This window comes from Chryseobacterium gilvum, assembly GCF_025628965.1.
GTDB classification, from domain to species: Bacteria; Bacteroidota; Bacteroidia; order Flavobacteriales; family Weeksellaceae; genus Chryseobacterium; species Chryseobacterium gilvum.
In genome coordinates this window covers 337850-352695 of the sequence record NZ_JAOTEN010000002.1, presented here as the reverse complement: position 1 = coordinate 352695, position 14846 = coordinate 337850, and the positions used below count along the sequence as shown (strand labels likewise).

The following is a 14846-nucleotide window of genomic DNA, read 5'->3' as shown; positions in this document are numbered from 1 at the left end:
TTTATTTTTATCCAAATGTACTAAAATAAGATTATTTTTTTCTTAATTCATCCAGGCGGTCCCAAATGTCATCCCTTTTCTTGTATGGCAACTCTAAAAAATCTTCGGGATGATTCTCTTTATATTCCTGCCACAGCTTATCATCTTTTTCACTGTAATAATTAGGAAACTCCCAGATGTATTTTTTCTTTTTTTCGCCGATATTCTTAAATATAAAAGCAAGGATGCTTCCGACAACAGCACCGGAAAGATGCGCCTGCCAGGAAATGGTACTCGGTTTTTGCAGATTGTAAAAAAGCTCTTCAGGAAACATTCCCCAAATCAAGCTTCCATAATATAAAACAACAAGAAGAGAAATGGTAAGCAGTGTCATATTCCATCTAAAGATACCGCTGAAGAACAGAAAAAAAGCCAACACATATACTACGCCACTTGCTCCGATAGTACAGGTATAGAGATATTCTCCGGTCATAATATCTACAGGAGGCAGAAGCCAAAGCAATAATCCTGTTGCTAACCAACCGATGATAAATACCTTATTGGCCACTAAAGGATAAAATTGATAAAGGAGAAACATCAGAATTGTAATGGGAATAGAATTTCCTACAATATGATCAATGCTTCCATGTAATAAAGGCGAAGTGATAATTCCCAAAAGACCTTCTGGCAATAAAGGGATGATAGCACCAAAGCAACTTGCAAAAAAGCCCTGCATCTGTAAAAAATATCCCAACCACATCGCGCCCAACATAATAAGGGGACTAATGATCGCTTTTTTGTAAATTACATTCTTTAACATACTTACAGTGTGTCAAATCAAAAGCCAATCATTTTTTTCGGAAAATTTGTCGAAGATTTTATTTTTGTACAATATTATAAGACAAAATGTAACGATTTCAGGATTCCTGTTATTTAATAATCATATAAAGCGGTTTCACTTAAATGGATGTATAATAAAAAAGCACTTCACGATTTTGAAGTGCTTTTTTATGATGTATAATTTTTCTTAGAATTCAATTCCAACCTCCAGTTTTTCAGATAAAAGTTTTGAAATCTTTTCTTTTAAAGGTTCAATATCAATGTTTTGAATTGCATCATTGGCGAAAGCAAACAATAAAAGTGCCTGAGCTTCTTTTTTAGAGATTCCTCTTGCTCTTAAATAAAATAAAGCGTCTTTATTTAATTGGCCAACAGTACATCCATGAGAACATTTCACATCGTCTGCAAAAATTTCCAGCTGAGGTTTGGTATCAATAGAAGCACCTTCACTCAATAAAACGTTATTATTCTGCTGATATGCATTGGTTTTCTGAGCCAGTTTATCTACAAACACTTTTCCATTAAAGACGCCATGAGACTGGTCTTTAAAAATACCTTTGTAATTCTGATAACTTTCACAGTTTGGCTGATTATGATGAACTGCAGTATGGTGATCCACAAGCTGGTTTTTTCCGATGATCGTAATGCCATTCATGAAAGAATTGATATTCTGTCCGTTATGAATAAAATCAAGATTATTTCTGATGATTTTCCCGCCAAAGGAAAACGTATTTACTGTCGTTAAGCTGTCTCTCTCCTGTTTTGCAAAGGTGTGATCTACCAGATAAGAAGTATCATTATCATTCTGAAGCTTGTGCCAGTCTGCTTTTGCATTCTGATGTGTAAAAATCTCAGTTACAGAGTTGGTAAACACATACGAAGTGTCAAAATTATGATGGCTTTCGATAATTTCTACTTTTGCGCCTTCTTCTACGATTAATAAATTCCGCGTATTATAGATGGTATTTTCTTCCTGATTTTGTGAGAGATAAAAAATATGAATTGGTTTTTCAATAATCACATTCTTTGGAACCTTCAGGAAAAACCCATGCTTACAGTAAGCTTCATTCAGATTGGTGAAAGCCAGATCTTTTGCAGCAATGGTATTAAAATAATGATCAAAAACATCTTTATGTTTCTCATCATTCAGAGCATAATTAAACGATAAAAACTCGGCATTTTCTATTGATATGGTAGAAAACTCTTTGCGGAGAAAACCGTTTATAAAAACGATAGAATCAAAATTTTCTTCTCCCAGACGAAGCTCATCCACCTGTTCTCGGGTAATATGATGACTTTCTTTAGGAAAAAAACTATAGTCTTTTTCTATGATTTCTTTGATATTGGTATACTTATACTCTTCGTCTTTCTTAGTAGGAAACCCCACTTTTTGAAATTTTTCTAAAGCCACAACCCTCGTTTCATCCAGGAAACGATGGCGAAGTGTGCTGAGAAATTCGTTGTGATTATTTAAAATTTGTTCGTTTAAACTCATTATCTGAACGTTTATTGCCTTTCTAAGATGACAAAATTTCGTTTAATTTTTAATTCTTAAATGCTTGCTTTACATTAATTCAAAAGCCAGTCGTATCCTTTTTCTTCCAACTCTAAAGCTAAAGATTTATCGCCGGTTTTGATGATTCTTCCGTTGGCCAGTACATGAACAAAATCAGGCTGTATGTAATTCAGCAATCTTTGGTAATGCGTAATCAAAAGAACGGCATTCCCTTCGTTTTTAAATGTGTTTACGCCATCCGCAACAATTCTTAAAGCATCAATGTCAAGACCTGAATCGGTTTCGTCAAGAATAGCTAATTTCGGATTCAGCATCATCATCTGGAAAATCTCATTTCTCTTTTTTTCACCTCCTGAAAACCCTTCGTTCAATGATCTTGAAAGGAAATCTTTTTTGATTCCTAATTTTTCAGACTTTTCACGAATCATTCCCAACATGTCTTTTGCAGACATCTCGTCTAAACCGTTGGCTTTTCTGTTTTCATTTAAAGCCGCCTTGATAAAATTGGTTACAGAAACTCCCGGGATTTCTACAGGATACTGAAAAGATAAGAAAATACCTTTGTGCGCTCTTTCTTCAGGGGCATCTTCGATGATATTTTCACCTTGAAAAAGAATTTCTCCTTCGGTAACTTCATAATCTTCTTTCCCTGCAATGACAGATGAAAGGGTAGATTTCCCTGCTCCGTTGGGACCCATAATAGCGTGAACTTCACCGGGCTTTATTTCAAGATTAATTCCTTTTAATATTTGTGCGCCATCTTCAATTCTGGCATATAAGTTTTTAATTTCTAACATACATTTAAATTTATCGCAAGGCTAAACTAAGATTTTTAATCTCCTTTGTTTCTTAAGATAAACAAAGTCGCTCACGCTTATCAATGAAATACTATTTCGTTTTATTTATATTTAAAATTTATCAGGACCGTATATTTTATCCTACAGAACCTTCCAGCGAAATTTCCAATAGTTTCTGAGCTTCAATAGCAAATTCCATCGGCAATTTATTTAAAACCTCTTTACTGAAACCATTTACAATCAAAGCAATTGCTCGTTCGGTATCGATTCCCCGCTGGTTACAGTAGAAAATCTGATCTTCCCCGATTTTCGAAGTCGTCGCTTCATGTTCTAACTGTGCTGTGGGATCTTTAATTTCAATATAGGGGAAAGTATGTGCACCACATTCATTTCCCATTAATAAAGAATCACATTGAGAAAAGTTTCTGGCTCCTTTAGCAGAAGGCATTACTTTTACCAATCCGCGGTATGAGTTTTGGGATTTCCCGGCAGAAATTCCTTTGGAAATTATCGTTGATTTCGTATTTCTTCCGATGTGAATCATCTTGGTTCCCGTATCGGCATACTGATGATTGTTGGTGACGGCAATTGAGTAAAACTCGCCAATTGAGCCATCCCCTTTCAAAATACATGAAGGGTATTTCCAGGTTACGGCAGAGCCTGTTTCTACTTGGGTCCATGAGATTTTCGCTTTTCTTTCGCAAAGTCCTCTTTTGGTTACGAAATTAAAAACCCCTCCTTTTCCTTCTTCATTTCCGGGATACCAGTTTTGAACGGTAGAATATTTTATTTCGGCATTATCCAAAGCGATCAGCTCGACAACTGCGGCGTGAAGCTGGTTTTCGTCCCTTGATGGCGCTGTACAGCCTTCTAGATAAGAAACATAGCTTCCCTCATCGGCAATTACAAGCGTTCTTTCAAACTGGCCTGTTCCTGCCTGATTGATTCTGAAATAAGTTGATAGTTCCATCGGGCATCGTACGCCTTTTGGAATATAGCAGAAACTTCCGTCAGAAAACACTGCGGAATTGAGCGCTGCATAAAAATTATCTCCTCTCGGAACTACTTTCCCAAGATATTTTCTTACCAAATCCGGGTGATTTTTAATAGCTTCCGAAATGGAGCAGAAAATGATTCCTTTCTCTGCTAAGGTATGCTGAAAAGTGGTTTTTACTGAAACAGAGTCTATGACAATGTCTACAGCAACTCCGGAAAGTCTTTTTTGTTCCTCGATATTGATCCCCAATTTCGCAAAAGTGGCCAATAATTCCGGGTCTACTTCATCTAAACTTTCCAGTTCAGGTTTAGCTTTCGGAGCAGCGTAATATTTAATTGCCTGAAAATCAGGTTTCTCATATTTAATATTTGCCCAGGTTGGTTCCTGCATTTTCAGCCAGATCTTAAAAGATTCCAACCGCCATTCTGTCATCCATTCCGGCTCTTCCTTTTTAGCGGAGATTGCACGTACGATATCTTCATTCAGACCGATCGGAAAATCTTCGTAATCGATTTTGGTTTCCCAGCCGAACTCGTATTTTTTATTTTCTAAATCGACGCGTAAATCGTCTTCAGTGTATTTTGACATTTATTAAATGATTAAAAAATTAAATGATTAAAAATTAGTTTCGCTTCCTATTATCAGTTTTAGATAGATAATCAATAAATTTTGACAATTGTTTTGAAATTATTTTACAATCATTAATTAAATCGGTTGTATCTTCTTCATATAGCATCAAACAGAGGTTTAACATATTTCTTACTTCTCCACAGCTTCCTTTAGAGTATTTTAAATATCTAATAAATTGCGCATTGTTATTATATTCACTGCCTTCTGCAATGTTATTTGTAATTGATAAAACGGCTCTTTTAATTTGGTTTGTCAATTCAAATTCTTTTTTAAATTTTTCTTTGCCTAAAAGATTAAAAATATTTTTTGTAAGATTAGCAGCTTGCTTGTAAACTTCAAAGCTTTCAAATTCTACAGCCATCAATAATATTTTAATGTTTAATTATTTAATCTTTTAATAATTACAAAGAGAAACTCTCTCCGCAGCCACATGTTCTGGCTGCATTAGGATTGTTAAAAACAAACCCTTTTCCGTTTAATCCTCCTGAATATTCGAGAACGGTACCTGCCAAATAAAGAATTGATTTTTTTTCTACAACAATCTTGATGTTATTATCTTCAAAAATCTGATCGGTATCGTTTTTTTTGTTATCAAAGCCTAAAACATATTCCAGTCCTGAACATCCTCCGCTTTTTACACCTACTCTTATATAATCTTCAGCAGGATTATAGCCTTCTTCTGTCATCAGCTGAATGGCTTTTTCCTTTGCTTGATCTGAAACTTTTATCATTGTATTTATTTAGAATGATTTAATGCTACAAAAATACGAACAATAATCATGAAATAAAAATTGACGTTTTTATTTTATCGATTTTTAATATTGATAGCTTTAACTTTGCCTCGATTCTAAGATCAAAATAATAAATTAATTAGAAAATGAAAAAAATAGGCATTCTTGCATTATCCTTATTGATACAGGCTACTTTTGCCCAAACCAACAGATTTGTATATCAGGTTACGATGAAACCCGATGCGGGCAATAAAAATGATATTAAAACGGAAAATGCATATTTAGATATCTCTGCAGAAAAATCAATGTTTTATTCAGAAAACAGACTGAAAAGAGATTCTATCATGCAGAAAAATTTTCAAAGCGGCGGAGCCAGAAGTTTTAACAGGGAGCAAATGGAAGGGTTGAGATCCAATATCAACTATTCTATCGAGAAAGATAAAAAATATCAGAAAACTTTTTACCGAGACCGTTTAGGCAGAGATCAATATTCTTATGAAGAAGACCGCGCTCTGACCTGGAAAATTTTCCCGGAGACCACAAAAATAGGGGAGTATAAAGTGCAGAAGGCAGAAACCGATTTTGGTGGAAGAAAATGGACAGCCTGGTTTACAACTGATCTTCCCTATCAGGACGGGCCGTATAAATTTTCCGGACTTCCGGGCTTAATTGTAAAAGCAGAAGATTCTCAGGGCGATTATTCATTTGATTTAATGAAAAATTATAAGATCAGTGAGTTTCCTACGATGAGCCAATTCGGAAATGTGATTAAGGTAAAACGTTCTGATTTTGTAAAGCAGCAGGAAAAATTCAAGACGGATCCTATGTCTTTCATGACGCAAGGCGGTGGAGGTGGCCTTAGAATGGGAAATGGCGGGCAAGGAGGTCAGAACCAAGGTGATATGAGAAAAAGGATGGAAGAAAGAGTAAAAGATGAAGCTAAAAGAAACAGCAATCCTATAGAATTGAAATAAAAAATTCCTGAAGAATTTCTTCAGGAATTTTTGTTTTATCTTAAAAGTTGATTAAAGGTATCTCCCTGTTTGATATCACCGGTATTATAGCCTTTCATAAACCATTCTTTACGCTGTGCGGATGAGCCGTGTGTAAAACTTTCCTGATTGACATATCCCTGTGATTTTTTCTGGATATTATCATCACCCACTGCTTCTGCCGCGCTTACCGCAGATTCTAAATCTCCGGGTTCCAGAAAATGCTCTCTTTCATTAGAATTTCTTGACCAGACTCCTGCATAGAAATCTGCCTGAAGCTCTGTAGCTACAGAAACCCTGTTCATTTCTTCTTCAGAATATTTCCCGCTTCTTCTGAGCTGATCTGTCTTTCCTAAAGTTCCTAAAAGATTTTGCATATGGTGACCCATTTCGTGAGCCAGTACATACGCAATGGTAAATTCTGTAACTTTTGCCCCGAATTTTTCCTGAAGTTCATTAAAAAAGCTCATATCCATATAAACGGTCTGATCGGCTGGGCAATAAAACGGCCCCATTGCAGATTGTGCAGTTCCACAACCGGATTGTGTCTGAGACTCAAACAAAACCACTTTTGCAGGCTGAAACTGCATTCCGTTATCATTGAAAATCTTTGTCCAGGTTTCTTCGTTTTCAGCGGTAATCATTTTAATAAATTCACCAACCTGCAATTCATTCTGGTCAAGCTGTCTTTGTTCTGTTTGCTGTGAAGAATTCCCAGCACCGCTCGAAAGGATCGCCGAAGGATCGCCTCCCAGAAAAAATACGATGGCTGCAATGATTAAAGTACCTAATCCGCCGCCTACGATGGCGCCACCTCCAGAGCCTCTTCTGTCATCCACATTACCACTTCTGTCGTCTGTCCATTTCATTGTTTATTATTTTTATGTGTAAATTTAAAATTTTAAATAATAATTTTGTCAAAAATTACAATTAAAGTGAGAAAAATTCAAATTGCCCTTTTATTTTTAGGGTTGATAAGCGTTACAGCTTGTAATGATAAAGAAGAAAAAGAAGATGAAGTTAAAAATGTCGATAAAAAATCTGCTATTGAAACCGAGCTTTCTGTGCAGCATATGGATTCCGCAGATGTATTAACTACAAAACATAAAATCTGGAAAAATAATAAACTCTTCAGAGAGATCATCACTAAAGATACCATTCCGGATTTAGGCGATACATTGCAGATTGTGGAAGACGAAAAAGGCAATGAGCACAGCACCAAGGTAAAAAAAGATTACGAATTTTATATAACCGTGCAGTAATGAAAAAATCAAGTTCAATTAAACTACTTTTCGTTACCGGAATTCTTACGGCCTGCTCTCAGGAAACACCAAAAGACCAGTGGAGTAACGAAAAAAAGGTGTATATGAGATCCGATACAACGGCTTCTTACTCCAGATCGCACGGTTTTATGACCGGTTTCTTGTTGTATCATGCATTTCGTCCATATGGTGCATTCAGCAACGGCGCTTATCGAAGAACAGGGTATTACAGCGATGCGATCAGTGCAAAATCTAATATCGGGAGAAGTTCTTACAAGGGAAGCGTGGTAAGAGGAGGATTGGGAAGAAGTGGTTTCAGAGCATCGTCATGAAAAGAGTACCGTCACAATTCCGGAAAAACTGGGAACATAAACTTGAAAACCTTGGATTTGGGTATCATTCTCTGGAAGGCCTTTATTGGGATGAAAGCCATTATTACGAGTTTTCATTAGAGGAAATCAACAAAATAGAAAATGCAACGACTGAATTATGGCAAATGTGCCTTCAGGCTGTGGAGTATGTTATTGAGAAAAACCTTTGGGATCGATTTAATATTCCTGAATCATTTAGAAACTATATCATTACAACCTGGGAAGAAGATCATCCTTCTGTTTACGGGAGGTTTGATTTTGGTTTTGACGGCGAGCATTTGAAGCTGCTCGAATTCAATGCAGATACGCCAACTTCTTTGTATGAAGCCTCTGTGATCCAGTGGTATTGGTTACAGGAAATGTTCCCTCATAAAGATCAGTTCAATTCTATTCATGAAAAGCTGGTTGATTATTGGATATATCTTAAAAAATACATGAATCCGCATTATATTTATTTTGCATCATTAACCAATATTGAAGATGTAACCAATGTCGAATATATGAGAGATTGCGCTACACAAGCCGGTTTTGAGACAGAATTTATTCCCATTCAGGATATTGGCTGGACAGAGGATATTGAAGAATTTATTGCCGGAGACCGATCTATTATGGAATATATTTTTAAACTCTATCCTTACGAATGGATTCTGGAAGACGGTTTTGGGGATCGATTGATTAAAAATAATTTCAGGTCTCAATGGATCGAGCCGGTTTGGAAAATCCTTCTTTCCTCAAAGGCTATTTTACCCGTCCTCTGGGAAATGTTTCCTGATCATCCGTATTTATTGGAATGTTATTTTGAGCCTAAAGGTTTGAAAGATTTCGTTAAAAAACCGATTTATTCAAGAGAAGGAGCCAATGTAAGTATATTTAAAAATAATGTTGCAGTAGAAGAAAATAATGGAGATTACGGAAAAGAAGGCTTTATTTATCAACAGTTATTTGAGCTACCCCACTTTGAAGGCAATTATCCCGTCATCGGAAGCTGGGTGATTGGCCAGGAATCTGCAGGAATCGGAATCAGGGAAAGTATCCATCTGATTACCAATAATCAGAGCAGGTTTATTCCTCATTTAATTGATGATAATGAAATTCATATAAAAGAAAAGGAGCTGTAAAAAGCTCCTTTTGTATTTAATATAGATTTAGTTATTTTCCAAACCCGATATTTCCTTTTTTGTCTGAAAGATTTCGCTTAAAATTGATCATGCTTAGAGCCGTTACAGCAGCTTCCACGCCTTTATTTCCAAGATCACCGCCGCTTCTGGCAATCGATTGTTCTTTGGTATCATCCGTTAATACACAGAAAATAGTAGGGGTGTCTGTAAGAATGTTACAGTCTTTAATGCCTTGCGCAACGGCATCACATACAAAGTCAAAATGCGGCGTTTCGCCTCTGATTACACATCCTATGGAAATTACTGCGTCAAACCTGCGTTCCTTACAAAGCTGCATGCTTGCATAATTAAGCTCAAAAGCACCCGGAACAGAAAATACCCGAATGTTTTCCGGTTTTACCCCTTCTTTTTTAAGAATTTCCAATGCTGCATCGCGTAGATTATGGGTTACAAAATCATTCCACTCCGAAAAAACAATGCCGATAGAAAAATCTTCGGCATTGGTTATATCAAGTGGCTTGTAATCTGAAAGATTAACTGTTGCCATGTTTAGTAATATTTAGTCATTTCAATATAAGAATCAGACATTCCGTTATCGTAGTCCTGGAACTTTTCATCAATGGTTGCGAAGTATTTTTTAGCATCTGCTTTTTTCTTCATCCCCAAAGCTAAAATCCCTGCTTTTCTTGTGAAAAAATAAGAGGTATAAGGATCACTGGATGCAGCAGCTGCTTTGTCCAGCAATGCCAAAGCTTCGTCATTCTTATTTAATCCTGATTGTGCATCTGCCATTGCGCCGAATTTCATGGCCATTAATGTTTTATTATCTGAAGAAAATTTATCTAAAAGATCATATGCTTCCTGAAATTTTCCCTCTTTAAATTTTAATAGACCAGCGTTATATGCAGAAAGCTTGCCCACTTTTGTAGAAGGATACTCATTGTAAGTTCCTAAAAACCCGGGATTAGCCGCAGATTTCCCACCAAGCGCTTCTTTGTCTTTACCTTCTGTAAGGTTTTTCTGTGCTGCAAGATATGTTTTTACCGCTTCCGTATTTTTTGGAGCCACTACAAACTGCTGATATCCGAAAAAGCCTAAAACTCCCAATACTAAAACCCCAAAAGCGATACCCAATGGTTTTGCATATCTTTCAAGGAATCTTTCTGTGTTTAAAGCTTCTCTGTCGAGGTCTTTAAAAAATTCCACTGTTTCCTTACCTTCTTGCTCATTTGGAGCATTCTTTCCCAACTTTGCCATAAATTCTTAAAAATTGAATTGCAAATTTAATTGTTTCTGAGTGATTTACAAAATACTTTGCATTTATTATTGAATCAAATATCAATTCTTTATAAACCGTATATTTTTTAATTAAAATTATATTGATTATGAACGGATAATAAAATTAATATTCCAGGGTATGATATATTTCCGCATTAAATCTTTTCAGCCTTTCTTCCCCTTTTAAATCCTTTAGTCCTATGAGAAAACTGAACTGCACTACTTTTGCGCCTTGCTTCTTAACTAATTTTGCAGCGGCTTCAGTAGTTCCGCCGGTTGCTAGAAGATCATCGTGAATTAAAATCCGCTGACCTTTTTTGATCTGGCCTTTGCGCGTTTCGATTTCTGCGCTTCCGTACTCCAGATCATATTTTTCTGAAACAAGCGGCGGCGGCAGTTTGCCTTTTTTCCTGATCAGGATGAAAGGAACTTGCAAGGCTACGGCAATAGCAATCCCAAAGAGATATCCACGGCTTTCGATTCCGCAAACAGCGTCTATTTTTCCTTTGCTGAATGCAACCAGATCTTCGATGACTTCTTCATACAATTGAGGATCAAGAAAAATAGGTGAAATATCCTTAAACTGTATTCCGGGAATCGGGAAGTCGGCAATGTTTTCAATGGTATTTTCGAGCTTGCTGATGAGTTCCTGTGAAGCCATTTTAGAATTAGTTGATTTTATAGCTGGAGATTTTCCATTCTCCATTGACGTTTTTAAGCCCGAATGTTGCTCTCAGCGAAGTTATCTTACCATTTTTGTCGGTTACATCATACGTCGCGCTTACGCTTGCATTATTGGCATTGGTTCCATTGTTGGTGATGTTTTTTACACTTACATTTTTTACAGATCCAAAACCTGAAGTAGGGTTTGAGAATGACTCATAACTTCCCCAGCTTGGATTGCTTGAAGCGTCAAAGGCAGCTTTGAGGTTCTGGGAACTTACATTGCTTAAAAATTTAGTGACGGTATTTTTAGGATCTGCTACCGGAGATTTAGGAGGTATTACTGCAGCCGGATCTGTAACGGTCCCTGTAGGATTATTGGGATCAATAATTGCATTAGGATCTTCAATGACTGTTGTAGAATCTGTTTTCGGAACTTCAGGCACTTTCAGAGCAGAAGGGTTTACTTCTAACCCGATTTTAGACATTTTATAAGTTTTTCGCGTTGTTTTAACGGAAACGGTAACATCAATTTTATTATCTGCAATTTTAGATGCCATCAACGATGAGAATCGTAGATTAAAGCCTCGGAAATTATTATCCTGCATCAGATTTCTCGCAGTGGAAAGTTTTACACCATTGCTGTATACTTCTAATGTAGTTTCCAGAGCAGCTCCTGTAAATGCGATTGGTTTTCCTGCATTATCTACAAGTCTTGGTATAATCTGCATAGAAGTAGGGCCGTTTCCGGTGTCGCCGGATAAAGTTGTGATCACGCTTAGTGAGTTTGCTCTGATGTCATTAGGGTCGCTTTCTTTAGCTTTATCGTCGCCGAAGATATTCATTTCGCCTAATGATGGCGGCGCTGTACTTGCCCAATCGATTCCGTTTTTCTGTGCTACCTGATCGGCCATTGACAGGATTTCGGGAACTTTCTTACCGTTGATCAACTGTCCCAAAGCTTTAAGTTCTGCAACATCTCCTTCAGCTTCTACCCCGAACGTTTTTAAAATATAAAGCGCCTCGTTGAATTTTATCTGCTGAATGGTATTAAGGCTTGACGCCATATCATTGATGCTGGTCTGTAAAGTCTGTGTACTGGTCGCATCTACATGGTCTTTTTTACATGATGTAAACACAAGCAGACTTAAAATAAGAAGCAAAGTAAGCTTTTTCATTTTTTATGATTTGATGCAAATTTAGTAAAACCTTTATGAATAGAGTTTTTTATTTTTTATTTTCAAGCTCTTTCAGGTCATCTTTAAAAAATGAGCTGAAAATAATCTGCATATTCGGGAACGATGAGTTCTGCCAGAATTTTGTGCTGTAGTTGCTGTTATCTGTGTCAAATTTTACTTTATCGATGTAATCATCATTTTTAAAGTCGAGCTCAGTAGAGTAGAAGTTGATATACGAGATGATCTGATTATAGTTGGGTTCACTTTTATGCTTTAATTTTAAAAAACGTATTTCGTTGTATTCTAAAAGATCTCTGAGTGTTTTTTCAGAATCTTTTTCAAAAGCGATATTTAAAATTCCGCGAACATCAAAAAACCGGTATCCAAAAAGGGCAAATTCTTTTTCCTGCAGATATTCCCCTGAAAGTTCTACTTCGTCTTTGTGCTCACTTTTCAGTTCTTTGTACTTCATATTTTTTTTCTTGTAATCATCTATATTTCCTACATTTTTCATTTTAGGAACCTCTAAAGAGGAACCATAATCCCATAAACCGACCTGTTTCTTTTCCGTGCCCGCTTCTTTCAACCGGTATATTCTATACTGCTCAATATTCGTGCTTTTTAATTTTTTGGTTTTATTGTCGAAAATGTAGGTTACAATTCCGTCTGCGTAACAGTTAAGTTTATTGTTGACGGTGACATAGGTATTAAAGTTCCCTTTGATAAAAACATATTTTGCGGGCTTATTATTTTTAATGACGACTGTTTCAATGTCTTTTACGCGATCGTTTATCTTTATTATATTTTTATCAAAGTCTGAATACGAAAGCTTTGCTACCGGAAAATTATCATACACCAACTGAAATTTCTCCTGGTCAGGCGTGAGTAATTTCTTGTCAATTTTCCCGTCTATATCAGAAAATGCTAAAACGCTTCCATCTTTTCCAAAAACAGAAACTTTGGGTAGCGGTGTATTGGTTTTTTCGGAAACAAAAGTGATGGTTTGTGCGTTTAGAAAATTTAAGAATAATACAAACAGTAATGTAAGCAGGTATGTTTTTTTCATGGTTTCAGATATTAGTTTTTAATCACATTATTTAATAAAAAAAAAGACTGATCTTAACAATCAGTCTTTTCGTTTTTTATTTTGTTACAAAACCTTAGAAAGGATATTCATAAATTTCAGATTCGTGAAGGAATGGGTTTCCTGTAGGAATTAATTTCAGTTTTGATAATGCAGACATTACTGTAAAAATAAATAGTCCCGCGATAAATAATACTGAACCTGCAATTAATAAGAGCATTTCAGGAGTTTTCCAGAAAGGACCTACAGTTCCCGGCATTACCATATTAAAGTAATCCAGAAGGTGTCCCAAGATTACTACGACAGCCATTGTAGTAACGACTTTGTAATTTCTCTTGATGCTGCTGCTTACCAATACCAATAATGGTAAAAGGAAGTTGATGATGAGCATTGGTAAAAATGTTGTCCCGTAATGCTGGAATCTTCCGAAGAAATAGTTTACTTCTTCCGGTACATTCGCATACCAATAAAGCATAAACTGTGCGAACCAGGTATACGTCCAAAGCATACTTGTAGCGAAAAGAAATACGCCCAGATCGTGAAGGTGATTATCATTGAACTGAGGTAAAAATCCGTTTTTCTTTAAGTAGACACTTAATAAAATGATTACCGCGATTCCGCTTGATAAACAGCTTACCATAGAATACCAGATATACATGGTAGAATACCAGTGCGGGTCAATAGACATCAACCAGTCCCATGCCCAAGCTGCAGACGCAAATCCGAAGAATGCGATATATCCTACTGCCCATCTGTATAACATTTGATATTCTACTTTTGATTTTGTGTCATCTACCTTCTTGGACTGCGCTTTTAGTTTCCATGAAAAGAATGATGCACCGGCTACATAGATAATCGTTCTGATAGCGTAGAAAGGAATATTTAAGAATCGTTTCTTTTCAAATAAAATAACATCAAAATGTGCAGAATTTGGGTCTGTCAATTCAGGATCCATCCAGTGGAATAAATGACCCTGATGAAAAATATTCAAGAGCATCAATATCACTACGATAATACCTCCGTATGGAATATATGAAGCGATCGCTTCCATCACTCTTGTAATAATAATTGGCCATCCTGCGTGAGCTGCATGCTGAATACAATAAAAAAACAATACTGCACAGCTTACTCCGAAGAAAAATATAGCTACAAAATGAAGTGATGCCAAAGGTGAATTGTGAATCTGCATGGTTGCATGCTCCAGATGTGCGGCGTGATCCTGCGGACCCACCATTTCACTGGAGTGAGTAGGAGCTGTATGTCCGGAAGAATGCACTGCTTCCATCATTTGTTCTATTCTTTCCGTCGTAATTCCTTTATTCAAGAAAAAACCGATCCCGAATAGAATTAAACCTACAACAAGAAGTATAATAGAAGTTGATTTTAATTTTGGTGAAAAACTATACATTT

The 14846-nt window shown here is 36.3% G+C and carries 17 protein-coding genes; 4 read left to right on the top strand and 13 right to left on the bottom strand.

What is annotated here, in order from left to right; translation table 11 throughout:
- Positions 1-31: 31 nt before the first annotated feature.
- The 6 genes from N0B16_RS08235 to N0B16_RS08210 form a co-directional block, all read right to left on the bottom strand.
- Positions 32-799, bottom strand: a complete 768-nt coding sequence (locus N0B16_RS08235) for a rhomboid family intramembrane serine protease (RefSeq protein ID WP_262990335.1) — start codon at positions 797-799, stop codon at positions 32-34.
- A gap of 207 nt (positions 800-1006) precedes the next feature.
- On the bottom strand, positions 1007-2314 hold the full coding sequence (sufD, locus tag N0B16_RS08230) for a Fe-S cluster assembly protein SufD (protein WP_262990334.1): 1308 nt from the start codon (positions 2312-2314) through the stop codon (positions 1007-1009).
- Between the two features lie 74 nt (positions 2315-2388).
- Positions 2389-3132, bottom strand: a complete 744-nt coding sequence (gene sufC, locus N0B16_RS08225) for a Fe-S cluster assembly ATPase SufC (protein WP_262990333.1) — start codon at positions 3130-3132, stop codon at positions 2389-2391.
- Between the two features lie 136 nt (positions 3133-3268).
- Positions 3269-4717 (bottom strand): Fe-S cluster assembly protein SufB, encoded by a 1449-nt coding sequence (gene sufB / locus N0B16_RS08220; protein WP_262990332.1) that lies wholly within the window; start codon positions 4715-4717, stop codon positions 3269-3271.
- A 34-nt stretch (positions 4718-4751) separates the two neighbouring features.
- Positions 4752-5120: a four helix bundle protein gene (locus tag N0B16_RS08215; protein ID WP_262990331.1), complete on the bottom strand. Its 369-nt coding sequence runs from the start codon at positions 5118-5120 to the stop codon at positions 4752-4754.
- 40 nt (positions 5121-5160) lie between these two features.
- Positions 5161-5490, bottom strand: coding sequence for a HesB/IscA family protein (locus tag N0B16_RS08210; protein WP_262990330.1), 330 nt, complete (start codon positions 5488-5490; stop codon positions 5161-5163).
- Positions 5491-5636: 146 nt separating this feature from the next.
- Between N0B16_RS08210 and N0B16_RS08205 the strand changes: the two genes are divergently transcribed.
- Entirely contained in the window at positions 5637-6464 is an 828-nt protein-coding gene (locus N0B16_RS08205) for a GLPGLI family protein (protein ID WP_262990328.1), read from the top strand.
- A gap of 35 nt (positions 6465-6499) precedes the next feature.
- Here N0B16_RS08205 and ypfJ read toward each other — a convergent pair whose 3' ends face one another.
- On the bottom strand, positions 6500-7351 hold the full coding sequence (gene ypfJ, locus N0B16_RS08200) for a KPN_02809 family neutral zinc metallopeptidase (RefSeq protein WP_262990327.1): 852 nt from the start codon (positions 7349-7351) through the stop codon (positions 6500-6502).
- Positions 7352-7417: 66 nt separating this feature from the next.
- Between ypfJ and N0B16_RS08195 the strand changes: the two genes are divergently transcribed.
- From N0B16_RS08195 to N0B16_RS08185, 3 genes are read left to right on the top strand one after another with little or no spacing between them, the layout of a single operon-like run.
- Positions 7418-7744, top strand: a complete 327-nt coding sequence (locus N0B16_RS08195) for a hypothetical protein (protein ID WP_262990326.1) — start codon at positions 7418-7420, stop codon at positions 7742-7744.
- Positions 7744-8076 (top strand): hypothetical protein, encoded by a 333-nt coding sequence (locus N0B16_RS08190; RefSeq protein ID WP_262990325.1) that lies wholly within the window; start codon positions 7744-7746, stop codon positions 8074-8076. Before N0B16_RS08195 ends, N0B16_RS08190 begins: the two co-directional genes overlap by 1 nt.
- Positions 8073-9233 carry a glutathionylspermidine synthase family protein gene (locus tag N0B16_RS08185; protein WP_262990324.1) on the top strand — a complete coding sequence of 387 codons (1161 nt, stop codon included), beginning with the start codon at positions 8073-8075 and terminating at the stop codon, positions 9231-9233. The genes N0B16_RS08190 and N0B16_RS08185 overlap by 4 nt, the downstream gene beginning before the upstream one ends.
- A 31-nt stretch (positions 9234-9264) precedes the next feature.
- Here the strand turns inward: N0B16_RS08185 and ribH are convergent, their stop codons facing one another.
- The 6 genes from ribH to N0B16_RS08155 all read right to left on the bottom strand — a co-directional run bounded on the left by ribH (position 9265) and on the right by N0B16_RS08155 (position 14844).
- The gene (ribH, locus tag N0B16_RS08180) at positions 9265-9780 is read right to left on the bottom strand and encodes a 6,7-dimethyl-8-ribityllumazine synthase (protein ID WP_262990323.1); all 516 of its coding nucleotides are present in this window, start codon (positions 9778-9780) and stop codon (positions 9265-9267) included.
- Positions 9781-9782: 2 nt separating this feature from the next.
- A complete protein-coding gene (locus tag N0B16_RS08175; RefSeq protein ID WP_262990322.1) occupies positions 9783-10490 on the bottom strand; it encodes a tetratricopeptide repeat protein in 708 nt (235 codons plus the stop codon).
- 145 nt (positions 10491-10635) lie between these two features.
- A complete protein-coding gene (locus N0B16_RS08170) occupies positions 10636-11172 on the bottom strand; it encodes an adenine phosphoribosyltransferase (protein WP_262990776.1) in 537 nt (178 codons plus the stop codon).
- Between the two features lie 7 nt (positions 11173-11179).
- A complete protein-coding gene (locus tag N0B16_RS08165; protein ID WP_262990321.1) occupies positions 11180-12352 on the bottom strand; it encodes a hypothetical protein in 1173 nt (390 codons plus the stop codon).
- A gap of 49 nt (positions 12353-12401) precedes the next feature.
- A complete protein-coding gene (locus N0B16_RS08160) occupies positions 12402-13418 on the bottom strand; it encodes a hypothetical protein (protein ID WP_262990320.1) in 1017 nt (338 codons plus the stop codon).
- Positions 13419-13512: 94 nt separating this feature from the next.
- Positions 13513-14844 (bottom strand): quinol:cytochrome C oxidoreductase, encoded by a 1332-nt coding sequence (locus N0B16_RS08155; RefSeq protein WP_262990319.1) that lies wholly within the window; start codon positions 14842-14844, stop codon positions 13513-13515.
- Between the last annotated feature and the right edge of the window lie 2 nt (positions 14845-14846).

What these genes read in the sequence shown, in the direction of transcription:
- N0B16_RS08235 (WP_262990335.1), bottom strand. Translation starts at nt 799, where the DNA reads ATGTTAAAGAATGTAATTTACAAAAAAGCGATCATTAGTCCCCTTATT.
- sufD (WP_262990334.1), bottom strand. Translation starts at nt 2,314, where the DNA reads ATGAGTTTAAACGAACAAATTTTAAATAATCACAACGAATTTCTCAGC.
- sufC (WP_262990333.1), bottom strand. Translation starts at nt 3,132, where the DNA reads ATGTTAGAAATTAAAAACTTATATGCCAGAATTGAAGATGGCGCACAA.
- sufB (WP_262990332.1), bottom strand. Translation starts at nt 4,717, where the DNA reads ATGTCAAAATACACTGAAGACGATTTACGCGTCGATTTAGAAAATAAA.
- N0B16_RS08215 (WP_262990331.1), bottom strand. Translation starts at nt 5,120, where the DNA reads ATGGCTGTAGAATTTGAAAGCTTTGAAGTTTACAAGCAAGCTGCTAAT.
- N0B16_RS08210 (WP_262990330.1), bottom strand. Translation starts at nt 5,490, where the DNA reads ATGATAAAAGTTTCAGATCAAGCAAAGGAAAAAGCCATTCAGCTGATG.
- N0B16_RS08205 (WP_262990328.1), top strand. Translation starts at nt 5,637, where the DNA reads ATGAAAAAAATAGGCATTCTTGCATTATCCTTATTGATACAGGCTACT.
- ypfJ (WP_262990327.1), bottom strand. Translation starts at nt 7,351, where the DNA reads ATGAAATGGACAGACGACAGAAGTGGTAATGTGGATGACAGAAGAGGC.
- N0B16_RS08190 (WP_262990325.1), top strand. Translation starts at nt 7,744, where the DNA reads ATGAAAAAATCAAGTTCAATTAAACTACTTTTCGTTACCGGAATTCTT.
- N0B16_RS08185 (WP_262990324.1), top strand. Translation starts at nt 8,073, where the DNA reads ATGAAAAGAGTACCGTCACAATTCCGGAAAAACTGGGAACATAAACTT.
- ribH (WP_262990323.1), bottom strand. Translation starts at nt 9,780, where the DNA reads ATGGCAACAGTTAATCTTTCAGATTACAAGCCACTTGATATAACCAAT.
- N0B16_RS08175 (WP_262990322.1), bottom strand. Translation starts at nt 10,490, where the DNA reads ATGGCAAAGTTGGGAAAGAATGCTCCAAATGAGCAAGAAGGTAAGGAA.
- N0B16_RS08170 (WP_262990776.1), bottom strand. Translation starts at nt 11,172, where the DNA reads ATGGCTTCACAGGAACTCATCAGCAAGCTCGAAAATACCATTGAAAAC.
- N0B16_RS08165 (WP_262990321.1), bottom strand. Translation starts at nt 12,352, where the DNA reads ATGAAAAAGCTTACTTTGCTTCTTATTTTAAGTCTGCTTGTGTTTACA.
- N0B16_RS08160 (WP_262990320.1), bottom strand. Translation starts at nt 13,418, where the DNA reads ATGAAAAAAACATACCTGCTTACATTACTGTTTGTATTATTCTTAAAT.
- N0B16_RS08155 (WP_262990319.1), bottom strand. Translation starts at nt 14,844, where the DNA reads ATGTATAGTTTTTCACCAAAATTAAAATCAACTTCTATTATACTTCTT.